Source organism: Bacillus sp. FSL K6-1012 (genome assembly GCF_037964915.1).
Lineage (GTDB): Bacteria > Bacillota > Bacilli > Bacillales > Bacillaceae > Bacillus > Bacillus halotolerans.
The window spans coordinates 708,984-727,768 of record NZ_CP150175.1; the positions used below are offsets into that span (position 1 = coordinate 708,984).

Sequence of the window (18,785 nt, forward strand, 5' to 3'; positions counted from 1 at the left end):
GGTAAAGTTAGGTTACTATATGATGATTTTTGTAGATGACTAGGAGGAAGAGAATGTCATACCAAGAAGACCTGCATCCTTTGCTGGGAAAAGCAGTTGAACATATTGATAAAGTAATGGTTGGAAAACGGGACATCGCAAAACTCAGCTTAGCAGCTATTCTTGCCAAAGGACATGTGCTGCTTGAGGATGTGCCGGGCGTAGGGAAAACGATGATGGTTCGCGCTCTGGCGAAATCGATCGGCGCAGATTTTAAACGAATTCAATTCACACCGGATTTGCTGCCCTCCGATGTAACGGGTGTTTCTATTTATAATGCGAAAACAATGGAGTTCGAATACCGGCCGGGCCCGATTATGGGGAATATCGTGCTGGCTGACGAAATCAACCGAACATCCCCTAAAACACAGTCTGCCTTGCTTGAAGCGATGGAAGAGGGAAGCGTCACGGTAGATGGCAACACAATGCCGCTTGCCGCTCCATTTTTTGTTATGGCAACGCAAAACCCTGTGGAATATGAAGGGACATATCCTTTGCCGGAAGCCCAGCTTGACCGTTTTTTATTTAAACTTCGCATGGGCTATCCGTCCTTTGAAGAGGAATTGGATGTCTTATCTCTTCAGGAAAAAAGCCATCCGATTGAGACACTCGAGCCTGTGATTTCAAAAGAAGATTTCATCCGCCTGCAGAGAGAAGTGCAGGATGTCCGTGCTGATGACAGCATGAAGGAATATATTGTCGAAATCGTGCAAAAGACGAGACAGCATGCCTCTGTTCACTTAGGCGTCAGTCCGCGCGGATCCATCGCTCTTATGAAAGCGGCCCAGGCATTTGCGCTGCTTCATGACCGCGATTATGTCATTCCGGATGATATTCAATATCTTGCCCCTTATACACTGCCGCACCGGATGCTCCTGCAGCCGGAAGCAAAATTTGAAGGGATCCAGGCAGAAACAATCATACGGGAGATCATGTCTGGCGTGAAAGTTCCGGTTCAAAGGTCGTCGGTCCGCTGATGAAAAAGAAATTTCAATGGTTGATGTACGGGTGGAAACTGCTCGTATTAACGTTATTGACGGGTGCTGTTTTCTCTTATGCAATGTTTCAGGGCGGCTTTGTCAGCTGGTTTTTGTTTTATGCATGTCTCCCTTTTGTTGTATACGCCGGGCTGCTGGCGATGTACCCGCTCCGCTCCTTTCAGGTGTCGCGGCATATCGTCAAAACGCAATTGCATGCGGGAGACAGGCTGGAAGCTTCGATTACGCTTAAAAGAAAACTGCCGTTTCCCCTGATGTATATGGTAATTGAAGATTGTCTGCCGTCAGGGTTAGAGCCATTAAACGGAGATGAAGCTTTGGCCAAACAGCTGGTATTCCCGTGGTTCAAACGGAGCATCACGATGTCATATCAAATAACGCCAGTACCGCGTGGAGAGCATCATTTTCATGCCGTCAGGGTGCGGACCGGGGATGTCCTCGGACTGATTGAAAAAACGGCGTTTTATGGGGCAGACGATGCGGTGTTTGTTTACCCGTTCTTTCAGCCTCTTCAATATCAGCTGAATGAGCGATATCAGGAAGATGGCGTAAGCGGGGCATCACCTGTTCATCAGCACCATTCTTCTGTCGCAGCGAGTGTAAGGAACTATCAGCCGGGTGACCGTTTTGCGGCGTTAGACTGGAAGACTTCGGCGAGACGGAGCCAGCTGATGACGAAGGAATTTGAACCGTCGAGAAGCAAAAACCTGTTTCTTCTGATGGACCGTTTTAGCTCTGACGCATTCGAAGAGGTCGTTTCCGTGACAGCTTCGATTCTTCATTCTGTTTTGAAAAATGGCGCAGGAGCAGGTCTGGCTTCAGTCGGAAAGGAAAGGTCTATTTTTCCGATTCAGGAGGGAGAGCGGCATTTTAAACACATGCTCCATCACTTAGCCGTTTGTGATTGTGATGCTGCTGACCGCGTAAGCCGTTTTGCGGCTGAGGAGCTTGGGAAGCCGTCTGTTCGCCAGGCTGATAAAGTGATTGTCACGGGACAGATCACGGAGGATTTGATGAAAACGTCAGAAGCAGGGATCGGTCCGGTTACCATTATACTGGCAAAAGAGAAAGACGCCGATCTTTCCCAAGGTGAGCATATGATGATCGAACGCATGCTGAAACACCAAATCAGAGTTCAAATCATGAGAGGCGGCCGAGCTTCGCGTGTTGTTTAGAAAGAGAGGTGACGGTGTACATGCCGCTTGATGACCAGAAGGGAAGCCGTTTGAGCTTGCTGTTATTTTATTTTCTGGCTTTTTTATTGCTGTGGGAGTGGCTCAGGCCGCTGGACCATTTTACAGACACGAAGCATACAGGCTTTTTTATTGTCTTTATCGGCTTGACGTTTCTGCTGACTTTTTTCAGGATGAGGTGGTTTGTCACCGTTCCTTTTTGTGTCTTATTTACATTCATTTCGATACATATTCTGTTTTACCAAGGGTCTATTTTTGACTTAAGCTGGGTCAGCTCTTTTTTACAGGATGTCTATTTGAATATCACGTTTATTCAGACAGGACAATGGGATAATATGATTCCTTCTTTTCGGACCCTGCTGTTTTTTGTGCTGCTGTGGCTGCTGGTCTATCTCCTTCATTACTGGGTGATTTACCAGAGGAGGATCTTATTTTTCTTTATGATGACAGTGGCGTATATTACGATTCTTGATACATTTACGCCTTATGACGCCGCTTACGCTGTTATCCGTATCGTGCTGATTGGCTTCTTTATGCTGGGCCTTCTGTATTTGGAACGCATTAAGCTGATGGAACGAATAACGTTACCGAAAGCGGCTGTTCTGAAATGGTTTCTCCCCCTGTCTGTGCTGATTTTGGCCGCGGTGGGATTTGGGCTTGCCGCGCCGAAATCAGATCCGAATTGGCCGGATCCCGTTCCTTTTCTCAAAAAAGTCACCAATCATGATCGTGTGCCGGCAGGAGAAAGCAAAATCGGATACGGGAATCACGATGAATCGCTCGGCGGTCCGTTTCAGCAGGACGCTACCCCTGTTTTCATGTGGCAGGGAAAAGAGCGCACATATTTCCGCGTGGAAACAAAGGATACGTATACGGGAAAAGGCTGGATTGAAACAGACACGGGCATGTCGTATCAGCTTAGCGGAGGCAACGTTGAAAATCTGTGGTTTGATCATAAGGTTTCCACAGAGCAGAACACTGTACGCGTGAAGGTCGATGAGCGTTACGGATATAACCATGTAATGTATCCGATTGGTGCGCAAAGTATTAAGCCTAAGCAGGCTGTCTCGCTTGAAATGAACGGGAACACTGAACAAATTTCTCCGATCAGTGAGCAGACCGGTGATATTCGGAACATGGGCAGTTATACAGTGACGTACAACTCCCCGGTCTATAAACAGGATGAGCTGAAAAAGGTGAAAGTGAGACAAAACAGTGAGGAGTACACATTCAGCGACCGCTATATGCAGCTGCCGGATACTCTGCCTGAGCGGGTGAGAACGCTAGCGATCAAGCTGACTCAGGATCACGATAATATGTTTGATAAGGTCAAAGCTGTTGAGGACTATTTAGGATCAAACGAGTTCACCTATGAAACAGAAAACGTCACCATCCCTAAAGATGATGAAGATTATGTGGATCAATTTCTGTTTGAAACAAAGATGGGCTATTGTGATAACTTTTCGTCCTCGATGGTGGTGCTCCTGCGTTCGGCCGGCATTCCGGCACGCTGGGTAAAAGGATATACGTCTGGTGAATATAAAGAAGCGGGGAACAAAAACGGCAGCATCTATGAAGTGACAAATAACAACGCCCATTCCTGGGTAGAGGTGTATTTTCCAGAGCAGGGATGGGTCACTTTTGAGCCGACAAAAGGGTTCATAAATCCGGCTGAGTTTGCTTCCTCCGATACAAAGGATTCCGGCAGCGAAAGCAGCAGTTCGCCTGAGAAAGCAAAAGAGGAACAGAAAGAAAAGAGAAAACAGCCGGAGAAAGAGCAAAAACAAAAGGAAAAACGTGAGCCTGCCGTTTCCAAAAAAACGCCGTCTGCGCATGCAAGCGTTGGAGCAGGCTGGTATGCCGCCATGGCTGCGGTTCTTTTGACAGCGTTTTTGCTTTATGTTTTCCGTTCGTTATGGCTTCCTGTTTTCACAGTGAGAAAATTGAAGCACCGCAGTGATCAGCATGTGTTTTTTGAGGCATACGGCGCGCTCCTGAAACAGATGAAAAGAAGAGGCCTGCCTAAACGTGACAGCGAAACGCTGCGGGAGTATGCAAAACGAATCAACGAAACATATCATTCTGAAGACATGTTAAAGCTGACAGCAAACTATGAACGGGTGCTGTACAGAAATGACGATTCGGCAAAGCTTTGGAATGAATCTAGAGAGTTATGGGAAAATTTAATTAAAAGAAGATGGTCTTGACCGCTTATCGACGTGTTGTTAGAATTAGTGAATATTATCGGAGTCTGGGAGCGAGTTGCCTGACTCCGGCAAACGGCCTTGCCAAAGAGGGCGGAGCGTGTTTCATATCTGTCCTCGTTTTTTTCTGTGTCAAAAAACTTAGAGGAGATTAGGTGACAACCATGACAAAGTTAGTGAATGAAATGATTCTTGTCCTTGATTTCGGCAGTCAGTACAATCAGCTGATTACACGCCGCATCCGTGAATTTGGTGTATACAGTGAGCTGCATCCGCATACATTGACGGCTGAAGAAATTAAAGAAATGAATCCAAAAGGAATTATTTTATCCGGCGGTCCGAACAGTGTATATGATGAAGGCTCTTTCCGCTGTGACGAGAAAATCTTCGAATTAGATGTTCCTGTATTGGGAATTTGCTACGGCATGCAGCTGATGACTCATTACCTTGGAGGTAAAGTAGAAGCTGCCAGCCAGCGTGAATACGGTAAAGCGAACATCCACATCGAAGGAACACCTGATTTGTTCAAAGATCTTCCGAATGAACAAGTGGTTTGGATGAGCCACGGTGACTTGGTTGTAGAAGTGCCTGAAGGTTTCACTGTTGATGCGACGAGCCATCACTGCCCGAACTCAGCGATGAGCAAAGCGGATAAAAAATGGTACGGCGTTCAGTTCCACCCGGAAGTGCGCCATTCTGAATACGGCAATGACCTTCTGAAAAACTTTGTATTCGGCGTTTGCGAATGCGAAGGCGAATGGTCAATGGAGAACTTTATCGAAATCGAAATGCAAAAAATCCGTGAAACGGTCGGAGACAAACAGGTTCTTTGCGCGCTAAGCGGCGGCGTTGATTCCTCTGTTGTTGCTGTTTTGATTCATAAAGCGATCGGCGACCAGCTGACTTGTATCTTTGTAGACCATGGTCTTCTCCGTAAAGGCGAAGCTGAGGGTGTTATGAAAACATTCAGCGAAGGCTTTAACATGAACGTGATTAAAGTAGACGCACAAGATCGATTCTTAGATAAATTAAAAGGCGTTTCTGATCCTGAGCAAAAACGCAAAATCATCGGTAATGAATTCATTTACGTATTCGATGATGAAGCGGACAAGCTCAAAGGCATCGACTACCTTGCACAAGGTACGCTTTACACAGATATCATCGAGAGCGGTACAGCAACGGCGCAAACGATCAAATCTCACCACAATGTCGGCGGGCTTCCTGAAGACATGCAGTTTGAGCTGATCGAGCCGTTAAACACGCTTTTCAAAGACGAAGTGCGCGCGCTTGGCACAGAGCTCGGCATTCCGGATGAAATCGTGTGGCGCCAGCCGTTCCCAGGACCGGGACTCGGAATCCGCGTTCTTGGCGAAGTAACAGAAGAAAAACTAGAAATCGTTCGTGAATCAGATGCGATTTTGCGTGAAGAAGTTGCTAATCATGGTTTAGAGCGTGATATCTGGCAATACTTCACTGTTCTTCCGGACATCCGCAGCGTTGGTGTTATGGGTGACGCGAGAACATATGATTACACAATCGGAATTCGCGCCGTTACATCAATTGACGGCATGACTTCTGACTGGGCGCGTATCCCGTGGGATGTGCTTGAAGTCATTTCTACACGTATCGTAAACGAAGTAAAGCATATCAACCGCGTGGTGTACGATATTACAAGTAAGCCGCCTGCGACGATTGAGTGGGAATAAGTAAAATTAGCGAAAACCATTTTCTTTGGCAATTATGCCGAGAAGATGGTTTTTTTGTTTATTACGAACAAAATCGATTTTTAACCGACTATTGTTCGTTTTTTATATTGTTTTTTCAAATCGAAGTTGGTACAATAGACACAGAAATCAAATAAGATGAATTCGTATAATCGCGGGGATATGGCTCGCAAGTTTCTACCAAGCTACCGTAAATGGCTTGACTACGTAAACATTTCTTTCGTTTGATATAAATAAAACACGTTTATTTATTCAAACTGAAATCCGTCTGTAGTCAAGCGTCCCAAAATGTATTGGGGCGTTTTTTATTTGGCGATTTCAGGGCAGGATAAATAGCAAAGAGTGAAGGGAGTCATATAGCTTGAAAAAGTTTTTTCAGTTTGATGAGCTGGGTACCAGCTATCGCAACGAAATCATCGGCGGATTAACGACCTTTTTATCCATGGCGTATATCCTGTTCGTCAATCCGATTACGCTTGCTTTGGAAAGTGTAAAAGATTTTCCGGAAGCATTGAGAATAGATCAAGGCGCGGTCTTTACGGCGACAGCTTTGGCGTCTGCAGCAGGCTGTATCTTAATGGGATTGATTGCGAGATATCCGATTGCCATTGCGCCCGGTATGGGGCTGAACGCGTTTTTTGCGTTTTCTGTCGTTCTCGGTATGGGGATTTCCTGGCAGGCCGCTTTGTCTGGTGTTTTCATTTCAGGACTTATCTTTGTTGCTCTTTCTTTAACAGGTTTTCGTGAAAAAATCATTAACGCCATTCCGCCTGAGCTGAAATTGGCAGTCGGAGCGGGGATTGGCCTATTTATTACATTTGTCGGCTTGCAGGGCTCAGGAATCATTGCATCGAATCCTTCAACCCTTGTCACAATCGGAAACATTCACAGCGGTCCTGTGCTGTTAACGATTTTCGGTGTCATCGTAACGGTTATTTTGATGGTGCTTCGCGTCAACGCTGGCGTGTTTATCGGGATGCTGTTAACGGCGATTGCCGGGATGATTTTCGGTTTGGTTCCGGTTCCGTCTCAAATCGTCGGAAGTGTGCCGAGCCTGGAATCGACCTTTGGACAAGCTTGGATTCACTTGCCGGATATTTTCTCTGTGCAAATGCTGATCGTCATTTTAACATTCTTGTTTGTCGGATTTTTTGATACGGCTGGTACACTGGTTGCTGTGGCAACACAGGCTGGTTTAATGAAGGAAAACAAATTGCCGCGTGCGGGCCGTGCGCTTTTAGCTGACTCAACTTCCATCGTTATCGGCTCCGTGCTTGGGACGTCTACGACAACGTCTTATGTGGAATCAAGCTCGGGTGTTGCTGCGGGCGCTCGTTCCGGATTTGCGGCAATTGTAACTGGGTTTCTCTTTTTACTCGCTATGTTTTTCTCGCCGCTTCTATCAGTCGTTACGTCAAATGTAACAGCTCCGGCACTGATCATTGTCGGTGCACTAATGGTAGCGCCGCTTGGCAAAATCGCTTGGGATAAGTTCGAAGTGGCGGTTCCCGCTTTCCTTACAATGATCATGATGCCGTTAACGTACAGCATTGCGACCGGGATTGCCATCGGATTTATTTTCTATCCGATTACAATGGTGTGCAAAGGAAAAGCCAAAGAGGTTCATCCGATCATGTACGGACTGTTTGTTGTATTTATTCTTTACTTTATTTTCTTGAAATAATGAATGAAAACCAGCTGCGATGTTGCGGCTGGTTTTTTATTTTGTTGCGAAAGGCAAAACCATTTCATATCATATACCGTCATGTAGATGTGCCGCCATTGTTTACTTAAATGGAAATGACTTGACTGTTCAGGAAGGCTTCGGTACCTTATATAAGTGTTTTATTTTCTTACTGAATGGTATTCCGCCGTATATTTTTGATAGGAGTTGCTAACATGACGGAAGAAAGAAAAGAAACGTTTGAAGAAGAAGTTAACCAGAATGAAGGAATAGATGAAGAGCCGCTTTCGCGGATGTCCAGAAAAGCCAGCCGCCAAAGCAAGCAAAAGCAGAAGCAAAAGCAGAAACAACATAAGGAACGCGTAGAATCGTCTGTGAAAGAAAAGCTATCCTCTGTTTGGGCAGCCATTAACAGATATTGCGGCTTTGCTTTTTCAATATTAAAGTCTCCGGCGAAAACTGTTGTGGCAGATGGTTTCTCTCATTATAAATATGGTCTTATTTCAATGCTCATATTCAGTATCGTTTTTTCAATCGGAAACTGGTTTCAGTTAAAGGCGAGCTGGAACAGGCCGCTTGGTTTTGGAGAGCGCCATCACGCGTTTTATGACGGATTTTTTGTTGTTCTTGTGTATATGCTCGTCTTTTTTGCTGTTATGGTCTTCTCGATATGGGCCGTGTCTCGGTATATGATGAAGCAAAAGGTATCATTCAAGGAAGCTGCGGCTGGTTTTGGCTCATTGCTTGTTCCGGTGATCGCCGTTTCAATCATTTGGATGATATTTGCGATTGTGAATGTACCGATGCTGACTGTCCTTTTTACAGTGTTAATGCTGTTTTCGATCTTCTTTATGATGGCGTTGTATGTACAGCGTCTGTATCAGGCGGCAAGCGAGGCACCGATTGACTATATCTATTGTGTGTTTGCTGTTTTAGCAGTTGCGCTGCTGTTTGCGGCAGTGACTTGGCCGTTTATTTCTGAATATTTTACGGCATCGCTTATCCCGCTTTAATGTAAAAAAACCGGCTGAAAAGGCCGGTTTTTTTGATGTCACAGTTTTTACAAATATATCTAAAAAACACAGTTGAATTGTAGGATTAATCCGTGTATGATGAGGAAAATGCGGTGGAGGATGATGGACATGGCCCATTTACTTCGTCAGGCGATTTATCAAAAGAAGGAATTTTTAAAAACCAAATTAATGCTCTCAGAATTTTATCGCGGAAGAGGGGAACAGCTCGCTGATTATACGCTGAGTGAACTTGAGAAAGAATATGAGTCCCTTCGGAAAATGAAAAAAGAGATGTGACAATAGATAAAGAAAAATGAGTCTGCTGAAAAGCAGGCTTTTTTGTTTGGATTTTGAAAAGGACAGAAAGAGGGTAAACTATTGCTGAGTGATGAAGAGAGTGTGTCGAAAAATTTTGCCTGCGATGACGGCCATAGCTGATTGTAAAGGGTTCATTTCTCTAGTAGAATATGAATGCTTTACGTAAGTTGAATGAGTAAGGAGGTTTTATAAAATGATGCAAACCTTATTATCAAACGGATTAGCAATGGTTCTCATTATTCTGATTATCAATGTTGTTTATGTATCATTTTTTACGATAAGAATGATTTTAACACTGAAAGGCCAGCGGTATTTAGCGGCCGGAATCAGCACCATTGAAATTCTGGTTTATGTGACAGGGCTGAGCCTTGTGCTTGATAACTTAGACCAGATTCAAAACGTGATTGCGTACGCACTCGGCTATGGTTTGGGCGTTATTGTCGGCATGAAAATCGAAGAAAAACTGGCGCTTGGCTATATTATGGTCAATGTGATTACAAAAGAGCTTGACCTCGATCTTCCTAGGCAGCTTCGTGAAAAAGGCTACGGCGTAACGAATTGGGTGGCCGGCGGGCTTGAAGGCGACCGCACGGCCCTGCAGATTTTGACGCCGAGAAGATATGAGCTGCAGCTGTATGATACGATTAAAATGCTTGATTCGAAAGCTTTTATTATTGCGTATGAACCAAAAACGATCCACGGCGGCTTCTGGGTCAAAGCGGTGAAGAAGAGGAGAATTAAAGAATAATGGCAAAGCCGAAGAAGAAAAAGTTTGAAGTGACAGAACAGCAAACGATAGAAGCAGTGCTTCAGCAAATGAAAGAAGAAGGATATATGCCTGTACGTCGAATGGAAGAGCCGATTTTCAAGGAAAAGATGGAAAATGGGTCAATTCAGATCGTTCCGTGCGGAAAAAAAATCGTATTTGAAGGGAAATTGATCTAAAACACGAACATTAGCAGAATGAATTTTTATATCGTTCGATAATGTCGTTGACATTATTCATGTCCGTTGTTAAGATAAACATGAAATCAAAACACGACCTCATATAATCTTGGGAATATGGCCCATAAGTTTCTACCCGGCAACCGTAAATTGCCGGACTATGCAGGAAAGTGATCGATAAAACTGACATGGATATATCGCAGAAGCGAACGACTGCCGATACATGCACCATGCCCGGTTTGTATTGCTTCCTCATAAGTCAATACAAAGCCGGGTATTTTTTATTTTCTGAAAACTAAAGCATTAGAAGGTGGGAACAGAATGCAGCCGCTAGTAGGAATCATCATGGGAAGCACTTCCGATTGGGAGACAATGAAAAACGCATGCGACATACTTGAAGAACTTGAAGTGCCGTACGAAAAGAAGGTGGTTTCCGCTCACCGGACGCCTGATTTCATGTTTGAGTACGCTGAAACAGCCAGAGAAAGAGGCATCAAGGTGATTATCGCCGGTGCTGGAGGAGCGGCGCACCTGCCGGGGATGACAGCTGCTAAAACGACGCTGCCGGTCATCGGTGTTCCGGTTCAATCCAAGGCGCTGAACGGACTCGATTCACTTCTTTCCATCGTGCAAATGCCTGGAGGCGTGCCGGTTGCCACAACAGCCATCGGAAAAGCGGGCGCTGTGAACGCAGGTCTGTTAGCGGCGCAAATTTTGTCAGCTTTTGACGAGGATCTGGCCAGAAAGTTAGATGAAAGAAGAGAAAATACAAAACAAACAGTGTTAGAAAGCAGTGATCAGCTTGTCTAATCAAATCATCTATCCGGGAGCCGTCATCGGCATTATCGGCGGCGGACAGCTTGGAAAAATGATGGCTGTCTCCGCAAAACAAATGGGGTATAAAGTCGCGGTCGTCGATCCGGTAAAAGACTCGCCGTGCGGGCAGGTGGCGGATATTGAAATCACCGCTTCATACAACGACCGCGAAGCGATTCGGAAATTGGCTGAGATCAGCGATATTATCACGTATGAGTTTGAAAACATCGATTATGATGCGCTGCATTGGCTGAAAGGTCATGCGTATCTCCCGCAAGGAAGTGAGCTGCTGCTCATTACCCAAAACCGTGAAACAGAGAAAAAAGCGATTCAATCCGCAGGCTGTGAAGTTGCACCTTACCGCATCGTCAAAACAAAGGATGAGCTGAAAGAGGCGGTTCAGTCGCTGGGGCTTCCCGCAGTGCTGAAAACATGCCGCGGCGGATATGACGGCAAAGGCCAATTTGTCATCAAGGAAACGTCACAAATAGAAGAGGCTTCAGCTCTTTTAGAGCACGGAACCTGCATTCTCGAAAGCTGGGTTTCTTTTAAAATGGAACTGTCCGTGATTGTTGTCAGATCGGTAAACGGAGAGATTTCGACGTTCCCGGCAGCAGAAAACATTCACCACAATAATATTCTGTTCCAAAGCATCGTGCCTGCACGGGTTGAAGAAAGGATTCAGGAAAAGGCTGCTGAGCTGGCCGTTAAGCTCGCAGATGAGCTGAACCTTGTCGGACCGCTTGCTGTTGAAATGTTCCTGACAGAGGGCGATGAGCTTTTGGTTAATGAACTGGCGCCAAGACCGCACAATTCAGGACATTACACGCTGGATCTTTGCGAAACAAGCCAGTTTGAACAGCATATCAGAGCGGTCTGCGGCCTTCCGCTTGGAAAAACGGAGCTGCTGAAGCCTGGCATGATGGTGAATCTTCTCGGCGATGAAGTGAAGATCCCAGAGGAAGAGCCAGAGCTTTTAAAAGAAGCAAAGCTTTATGTATACGGAAAACATGAAATCAAAAAAGGCCGCAAAATGGGGCATATTACTTTTATGAAGCAGCCTGAAGACGAATGGATTCAGGAGATCACAAATAAATGGAGAAATAGAGACGGAGGACAAGCAGAATGATCGAACGTTATTCAAGACCTGAAATGTCCGCGATTTGGACGGATGAAAACAGATTTCAAGCATGGTTAGAGGTTGAAATTCTTGCCTGTGAAGCGTGGGCGGAGCTTGGCGTTATTCCAAAAGAAGACGTAAAGCTGATGCGCGAAAATGCGTCATTTGATATCAACCGCATATTAGAAATCGAACAGGACACGCGCCATGACGTAGTTGCTTTTACGCGCGCTGTATCCGAATCACTGGGCGAAGAAAGAAAATGGGTGCATTACGGCTTAACGTCAACTGACGTCGTAGATACCGCTCTTTCTTACTTATTAAAACAGGCAAATGACATTCTGCTCAAGGACCTTGAGAGATTTGTTGACATTATAAAAGAAAAAGCGAAAGAACATAAATACACCGTCATGATGGGCCGTACACACGGCGTACACGCAGAGCCTACAACATTTGGTTTAAAACTGGCGCTTTGGCACGAAGAAATGAAACGCAACCTGGAACGCTTTAAACAAGCGAAGGAAGGCATCGAGGTTGGTAAGATTTCCGGTGCTGTCGGCACATATGCGAACATTGATCCGTTTGTAGAGCAGTATGTTTGTGAGAAACTCGGCCTGAAAGCCGCACCGATTTCAACACAAACGCTTCAGCGTGACCGCCATGCTGATTATATGGCGACACTTGCTTTGATTGCGACAAGCATTGAGAAATTCGCGGTTGAAATTCGCGGACTGCAAAAGAGTGAAACACGCGAGGTCGAGGAATTTTTTGCGAAAGGGCAAAAAGGTTCATCAGCTATGCCGCATAAACGGAATCCGATCGGTTCTGAAAACATGACAGGTATAGCGCGTGTCATTCGCGGCTACATGATGACAGCTTACGAAAATGTTCCATTATGGCATGAGCGCGATATTTCTCATTCTTCAGCGGAGCGGATTATTCTTCCGGATGCGACAATTGGGCTGAATTACATGCTGAACCGCTTCTCCAACATCGTGAAGAACTTAACGGTCTTCCCGGAAAACATGAAGCGCAACATGGACCGTACATTGGGGCTGATCTACTCTCAGCGCGTGCTGCTGGCATTGATTGACACAGGCCTGACTCGTGAAGAAGCTTATGACACAGTGCAGCCGAAAGCAATGGAGGCATGGGAAAAGCAAGTACCGTTCCGTGAACTTGTGGAAGCGGAAGAGAAAATCACTTCCCGTCTTTCTCCGGAAAAAATTGCTGACTGCTTTGATTATCATTACCATCTGAAAAATGTGGATCTGATCTTTGAACGTTTAGGTTTAGCATAGAAGAAGCTTTTAGGCGGCTTCTTCCGTGCCGCCTTAGTTTGAAAATTCCCAACATTCGGGTTAGGAGGCCTTCCGTGAATATTGTGAAGAATGAACTTTTATATGAAGGAAAAGCGAAAAAGATTTACAAAACCGACGACGAAAACACGCTGTATGTGGTGTATAAAGATTCTGCAACTGCCTTTAACGGAGAAAAAAAGGCGGAAATCAGCGGCAAAGGGCGCTTAAACAATGAGATCTCAAGCCTGATTTTCAAACACCTTCACGAAAAAGGGGTTAACAACCACTTTATCGAGCGCATTTCGGAAACAGAGCAGCTCATTAAAAAGGTAACGATTGTGCCGCTGGAAGTCGTTGTCAGAAATGTGGTGGCAGGAAGCATGTCCAAACGTCTCGGCATTCCAGAAGGCACGAAGCTTGAACAGCCGATTATCGAGTTTTACTACAAGGATGACGCGCTGGGTGATCCGATCATCACAGAAGATCATATTTGGCTGCTGAAAGCGGCGACTCCTGAACAGGTAGAAACCATTAAGTCCATTACAAAAACAGTAAATGAAGAGCTTCAAAGCATTTTTGACGATTGTCACGTCAGATTAATAGATTTCAAGCTTGAATTCGGTTTAGATGCAGACGGGAAAGTGCTTTTGGCGGATGAAATTTCACCTGACACATGCCGCTTGTGGGATAAAGACACGAACGAAAAGCTGGACAAAGATTTATTCAGACGCAATCTGGGAAGCTTAACCGACGCATACGAAGAGATTTTCAATAGACTGGGAGGCATTCATCATGTATAAAGTAAAAGTTTATGTCAGCTTAAAAGAAAGTGTACTGGATCCACAAGGGAGCGCTGTCCAGCATGCCTTGCACAGTATGTCTTACAAGGAAGTTGCCGACGTGCGCATCGGGAAATACATGGAGCTAACAATCGAAAAGTCTGACCGTGATCTTGACGTGCTAGTCAAAGAAATGTGCGAAAAACTTCTTGCGAATACAGTGATTGAAGATTACAGATACGAGGTTGAGGAGGTAGTCGCACAGTGAAATTTGCGGTGATTGTGTTACCTGGCTCTAACTGTGATATCGATATGTTTCACGCTGTAAAGGATGAACTCGGTCATGATGTGGAATACGTCTGGCACGAGGAAACAAGCCTTGACGGCTTTGAAGGGGTGTTAATCCCGGGAGGTTTTTCTTACGGAGATTACTTGAGATGCGGCGCCATCGCCCGTTTTGCGAATATAATGCCAGCTGTAAAACAGGCAGCGTCTGAAGGAAAACCTGTTCTCGGCGTCTGCAACGGATTTCAGATTTTACAGGAGCTTGGCCTTCTGCCAGGTGCAATGAGACGCAACAAAGACTTGAAGTTCATTTGCCGTCCGGTTGAATTAATCGTGCAGAACGACGAAACATTATTCACCTCTTCCTATGAAAAGGGCCAAGCGATTACGATTCCGGTTGCCCACGGTGAAGGGAATTTCTACTGTGATGACGAAACGCTAGCTTCATTAAAAGAAAACAATCAAATTGCTTTCACATACGGTTCCGATATTAACGGAAGTGTCAGCGACATTGCCGGTGTTGTAAATGAAAAAGGAAATGTATTAGGCATGATGCCTCATCCGGAGCGCGCGGTCGATGAACTGCTTGGAAGCGCCGACGGTCTTAAATTGTTTCAGTCTATCGTGAAAAATTGGAGGGAAACTCATGTCACTACTGCTTGAACCAAGTAAAGAACAAATTAAAGAAGAGAAAATCTATCAGCAAATGGGTGTCAGTGATGATGAGTTTGCATTGATTGAATCCATTCTTGGCAGATTGCCGAACTACACAGAAATCGGAATTTTTTCTGTCATGTGGTCAGAGCATTGCAGCTACAAGAACTCAAAGCCGATTTTGCGTAAATTCCCGACGAGCGGCGAACGCGTGCTGCAAGGTCCGGGTGAAGGCGCCGGAATCGTTGATATCGGTGACAACCAAGCGGTTGTGTTCAAAATTGAATCGCATAACCATCCATCAGCCATCGAACCGTACCAAGGCGCTGCGACTGGCGTAGGCGGCATAATCCGTGATGTCTTTTCTATGGGTGCGCGTCCTATCGCTGTATTAAACTCTCTTCGATTTGGTGAACTGACTTCACCGCGCGTGAAGTACTTGTTTGAAGAAGTAGTAGCAGGTATCGCCGGATACGGGAACTGCATCGGTATCCCGACAGTCGGCGGCGAAGTGCAATTTGACAGCAGTTATGAAGGGAATCCGCTTGTCAACGCAATGTGCGTCGGATTAATCAATCATGAAGACATCAAAAAAGGCCAGGCAAAGGGTGTCGGCAACACGGTCATGTACGTCGGCGCTAAAACAGGGCGTGACGGAATTCACGGCGCTACGTTTGCATCTGAAGAAATGTCTGATGCTTCTGAAGAAAAGCGCTCCGCGGTTCAAGTCGGCGATCCGTTTATGGAGAAGCTTTTGCTTGAAGCATGTCTGGAAGTCATTCAATGTGACGCCCTAGTCGGCATTCAGGACATGGGAGCTGCCGGTCTGACCAGCTCAAGCGCGGAAATGGCAAGTAAAGCGGGTTCAGGCATTGAAATGAACCTTGACTTGATTCCGCAGCGTGAAACAGGCATGACTGCTTATGAAATGATGCTTTCTGAATCACAGGAACGGATGCTGCTTGTTATCGAGCGCGGACGTGAGCAGGAAATCATCGATATTTTTGACAAGTATGATCTTGAAGCGGTTTCTGTCGGACGTGTAACAGATGATAAACTGCTGCGCCTGACACATAAAGGTGAGGTTGTATGCGAGCTCCCTGTTGATGCCTTGGCAGAAGAGGCGCCGGTTTATCACAAGCCTTCTCAAGAGCCTGCTTACTACCGTGAATTTTTAGAGACGGATGTCCCGGCTCCTCAAATTGACGATGCGAATGAAACACTGAAGGCGCTCCTGCAGCAGCCGACGATCGCAAGCAAAGAGTGGGTTTACGACCAGTATGACTACATGGTGCGGACGAATACAGTTGTCGCTCCTGGGTCTGATGCGGGTGTTCTCAGAATCCGCGGAACGAAAAAGGCGCTGGCGATGACAACTGACTGTAACGCCCGTTATCTCTACCTTGATCCAGAGGTCGGCGGAAAAATCGCTGTCGCTGAAGCGGCGCGCAACATCGTTTGCTCAGGTGCAGAACCGCTTGCGGTTACAGATAACCTGAACTTTGGAAACCCGGAGAAACCGGAAATCTTCTGGCAGATTGAAAAAGCGGCTGACGGCATCAGTGAGGCGTGCAACGTTCTCAGCACACCTGTGATCGGCGGAAACGTATCGCTTTACAACGAATCAAACGGCACGGCGATCTACCCGACACCTGTGATCGGCATGGTCGGTTTAATTGAAGATACAGCACACATCACAACGCAGTATTTCAAACAAGCGGGCGACCTCGTGTACGTCATCGGCGAAACAAAACCTGAGTTTGCCGGAAGCGAGCTGCAAAAAATGACAGAAGGCCGCATTTACGGCAAAGCGCCGCAAATCGATCTAGATGTAGAACAGGCACGCCAAAAGGCACTGCTTGACGCGATTAAACAAGGCTTTGTTCAATCAGCGCACGATGTATCTGAAGGCGGCTTAGGCGTAGCGATTGCTGAAAGTGTCATGACGACGGAAAACCTTGGCGCTAACGTGACTGTTGAAGGGGAAGCAGCGTTATTATTCTCTGAATCTCAATCCCGCTTCGTCGTTTCTGTGAAAAAAGAACATCAAGCAGCGTTTGAAGCAGCTGTACAAGATGCGGTTCATATCGGTGAGGTAACAGCTGACGGACTTCTGAGCGTTCAAAACCAAGACGGACAACAATTGATTCACGCGCAGACAAAAGAGCTTGAACGCGCGTGGAAAGGAGCTATCCCATGCTTGCTGAAATCAAAGGCTTAAATGAAGAATGCGGCGTTTTTGGGATTTGGGGGCATGAAGAAGCCCCGCAAATCACGTATTACGGCCTTCACAGCCTCCAGCACAGAGGACAGGAGGGCGCGGGCATTGTGGCGACTGACGGTGAAAAGCTGACGGCGCATAAAGGCCAAGGGCTGATCACTGAAGTATTTCAAAACGGTGAGCTCAGCAAAGTAAAGGGGAAAGGCGCAATCGGACACGTTCGGTACGCAACGGCTGGCGGCGGCGGATATGAAAATGTTCAGCCGCTCCTCTTCCGCTCTCAAAACAACGGCAGCCTGGCGCTTGCCCATAACGGAAACTTGGTGAATGCCACTCAGCTGAAGCAGCAGCTTGAAAATCAAGGGAGCATCTTTCAGACTTCTTCGGATACAGAGGTTTTGGCTCACCTGATCAAAAGAAGCGGCCACTTCACGCTGAAGGATCAGATTAAAAACTCGCTTTCTATGCTGAAAGGCGCCTACGCGTTCCTGATCATGACTGAAACAGAAATGATCGTAGCGCTTGACCCGAACGGGCTTAGACCGCTGTCAATCGGCATGATGGGAGACGCTTATGTCGTCGCTTCAGAAACATGCGCATTTGATGTCGTCGGTGCGACGTACCTTCGCGAGGTGGAGCCGGGAGAAATGCTGATTATCAATGATGATGGCATGAAATCAGAGCGTTTCTCCATGAATATCAACCGTTCTATTTGCAGCATGGAGTACATTTATTTCTCAAGACCTGACAGCAATATTGACGGCATTAACGTGCACAGTGCGCGTAAAAGCCTTGGAAAAATGCTCGCTCAGGAATCAGCGGTTGAAGCTGATGTCGTGACAGGGGTTCCGGATTCCAGTATTTCAGCGGCTATCGGCTACGCGGAAGCAACGGGCATCCCGTACGAGCTTGGATTAATCAAAAACCGTTATGTGGGCAGAACGTTTATTCAGCCGTCTCAGGCTCTTCGTGAGCAGGGCGTCAGAATGAAGCTTTCTGCGGTGCGCGGTGTTGTAGAAGGGAAACGCGTCGTTATGGTGGATGACTCCATCGTGCGCGGAACAACAAGCCGCCGGATCGTAACAATGCTCAGAGAAGCGGGTGCGACAGAAGTGCATGTGAAAATCAGTTCGCCGCCGATCGCTCATCCGTGCTTTTACGGCATTGATACGTCCACACATGAAGAGCTGATCGCGTCTTCTCACTCGGTTGAAGAAATCCGTCAGGAAATCGGAGCCGACACTCTCTCATTTTTGAGTGTCGAAGGGCTGCTGAAAGGAATCGGCAGAAAATACGAAGACTCGAATTGCGGGCAATGTCTTGCTTGCTTTACAGGGAAATATCCGACTGAAATTTATCAGGACACTGTGCTTCCTCATGTAAAAGAAGCGGTGTTAACCAAATAAAACTTGAAAATGACATAAAGGCAGCGCAGTTTGGCTGCCTTTCTCTTTCTGCCCTTGTTCGGAGAGATATTTTGAAAAGCGCCTT

Annotated in this window: 17 protein-coding genes and 2 riboswitches; all 17 genes read left to right on the forward strand. The window is 46.2% G+C overall.

Annotation, left to right across the window (positions count from 1 at the left end; translation table 11 throughout):
• Positions 1-53: 53 nt before the first annotated feature.
• The 17 genes from NSS75_RS03720 (at position 54) to purF (ending at position 18,700) form a co-directional block, all read left to right on the forward strand.
• Positions 54-1,016 (forward strand): MoxR family ATPase, encoded by a 963-nt coding sequence (locus NSS75_RS03720; protein ID WP_024120431.1) that lies wholly within the window; start codon positions 54-56, stop codon positions 1,014-1,016.
• Positions 1,016-2,212, forward strand: a complete 1,197-nt coding sequence (locus NSS75_RS03725; protein ID WP_101861360.1) for a DUF58 domain-containing protein — start codon at positions 1,016-1,018, stop codon at positions 2,210-2,212. The genes NSS75_RS03720 and NSS75_RS03725 overlap by 1 nt, the downstream gene beginning before the upstream one ends.
• 20 nt (positions 2,213-2,232) lie before the next feature.
• The gene (locus NSS75_RS03730) at positions 2,233-4,437 is read left to right on the forward strand and encodes a DUF4129 domain-containing transglutaminase family protein (protein WP_339236008.1); all 2,205 of its coding nucleotides are present in this window, start codon (positions 2,233-2,235) and stop codon (positions 4,435-4,437) included.
• 161 nt (positions 4,438-4,598) lie between these two features.
• Positions 4,599-6,140 carry a glutamine-hydrolyzing GMP synthase gene (guaA, locus tag NSS75_RS03735; protein WP_038954159.1) on the forward strand — a complete coding sequence of 514 codons (1,542 nt, stop codon included), beginning with the start codon at positions 4,599-4,601 and terminating at the stop codon, positions 6,138-6,140.
• Positions 6,141-6,282: 142 nt separating this feature from the next.
• Positions 6,283-6,384, forward strand: a riboswitch (purine riboswitch).
• Between the two features lie 135 nt (positions 6,385-6,519).
• Positions 6,520-7,842 carry a hypoxanthine/guanine permease PbuG gene (pbuG, locus tag NSS75_RS03740; protein ID WP_024120435.1) on the forward strand — a complete coding sequence of 441 codons (1,323 nt, stop codon included), beginning with the start codon at positions 6,520-6,522 and terminating at the stop codon, positions 7,840-7,842.
• Positions 7,843-8,057: 215 nt separating this feature from the next.
• The gene (locus NSS75_RS03745) at positions 8,058-8,855 is read left to right on the forward strand and encodes a hypothetical protein (RefSeq protein ID WP_024120436.1); all 798 of its coding nucleotides are present in this window, start codon (positions 8,058-8,060) and stop codon (positions 8,853-8,855) included.
• 129 nt (positions 8,856-8,984) lie between these two features.
• On the forward strand, positions 8,985-9,152 hold the full coding sequence (locus tag NSS75_RS03750; RefSeq protein WP_010333239.1) for a Fur-regulated basic protein FbpA: 168 nt from the start codon (positions 8,985-8,987) through the stop codon (positions 9,150-9,152).
• A gap of 214 nt (positions 9,153-9,366) precedes the next feature.
• Positions 9,367-9,921, forward strand: a complete 555-nt coding sequence (locus NSS75_RS03755) for a DUF5698 domain-containing protein (RefSeq protein ID WP_339236013.1) — start codon at positions 9,367-9,369, stop codon at positions 9,919-9,921.
• The gene (locus NSS75_RS03760; protein ID WP_044152785.1) at positions 9,921-10,118 is read left to right on the forward strand and encodes an NETI motif-containing protein; all 198 of its coding nucleotides are present in this window, start codon (positions 9,921-9,923) and stop codon (positions 10,116-10,118) included. The genes NSS75_RS03755 and NSS75_RS03760 overlap by 1 nt, the downstream gene beginning before the upstream one ends.
• A gap of 79 nt (positions 10,119-10,197) precedes the next feature.
• Positions 10,198-10,299, forward strand: a riboswitch (purine riboswitch).
• A 140-nt stretch (positions 10,300-10,439) separates the two neighbouring features.
• Complete coding sequence (gene purE / locus NSS75_RS03765; protein WP_024120439.1) at positions 10,440-10,928, forward strand: 5-(carboxyamino)imidazole ribonucleotide mutase; 489 nt, start codon at positions 10,440-10,442, stop codon at positions 10,926-10,928.
• Positions 10,921-12,063, forward strand: coding sequence for a 5-(carboxyamino)imidazole ribonucleotide synthase (gene purK / locus NSS75_RS03770; protein WP_101863701.1), 1,143 nt, complete (start codon positions 10,921-10,923; stop codon positions 12,061-12,063). The genes purE and purK overlap by 8 nt, the downstream gene beginning before the upstream one ends.
• A complete protein-coding gene (gene purB, locus NSS75_RS03775; RefSeq protein ID WP_101861356.1) occupies positions 12,060-13,355 on the forward strand; it encodes an adenylosuccinate lyase in 1,296 nt (431 codons plus the stop codon). The genes purK and purB overlap by 4 nt, the downstream gene beginning before the upstream one ends.
• A gap of 74 nt (positions 13,356-13,429) precedes the next feature.
• Positions 13,430-14,155, forward strand: coding sequence for a phosphoribosylaminoimidazolesuccinocarboxamide synthase (gene purC, locus NSS75_RS03780; protein ID WP_103672124.1), 726 nt, complete (start codon positions 13,430-13,432; stop codon positions 14,153-14,155).
• Entirely contained in the window at positions 14,148-14,402 is a 255-nt protein-coding gene (gene purS / locus NSS75_RS03785) for a phosphoribosylformylglycinamidine synthase subunit PurS (protein ID WP_010333246.1), read from the forward strand. The genes purC and purS overlap by 8 nt, the downstream gene beginning before the upstream one ends.
• Positions 14,399-15,082, forward strand: coding sequence for a phosphoribosylformylglycinamidine synthase subunit PurQ (gene purQ / locus NSS75_RS03790; protein ID WP_339236018.1), 684 nt, complete (start codon positions 14,399-14,401; stop codon positions 15,080-15,082). The genes purS and purQ overlap by 4 nt, the downstream gene beginning before the upstream one ends.
• Entirely contained in the window at positions 15,066-17,294 is a 2,229-nt protein-coding gene (purL, locus tag NSS75_RS03795; protein WP_095714333.1) for a phosphoribosylformylglycinamidine synthase subunit PurL, read from the forward strand. Before purQ ends, purL begins: the two co-directional genes overlap by 17 nt.
• The gene (gene purF, locus NSS75_RS03800) at positions 17,270-18,700 is read left to right on the forward strand and encodes an amidophosphoribosyltransferase (RefSeq protein WP_024120445.1); all 1,431 of its coding nucleotides are present in this window, start codon (positions 17,270-17,272) and stop codon (positions 18,698-18,700) included. Before purL ends, purF begins: the two co-directional genes overlap by 25 nt.
• Positions 18,701-18,785 lie beyond the last annotated feature (85 nt).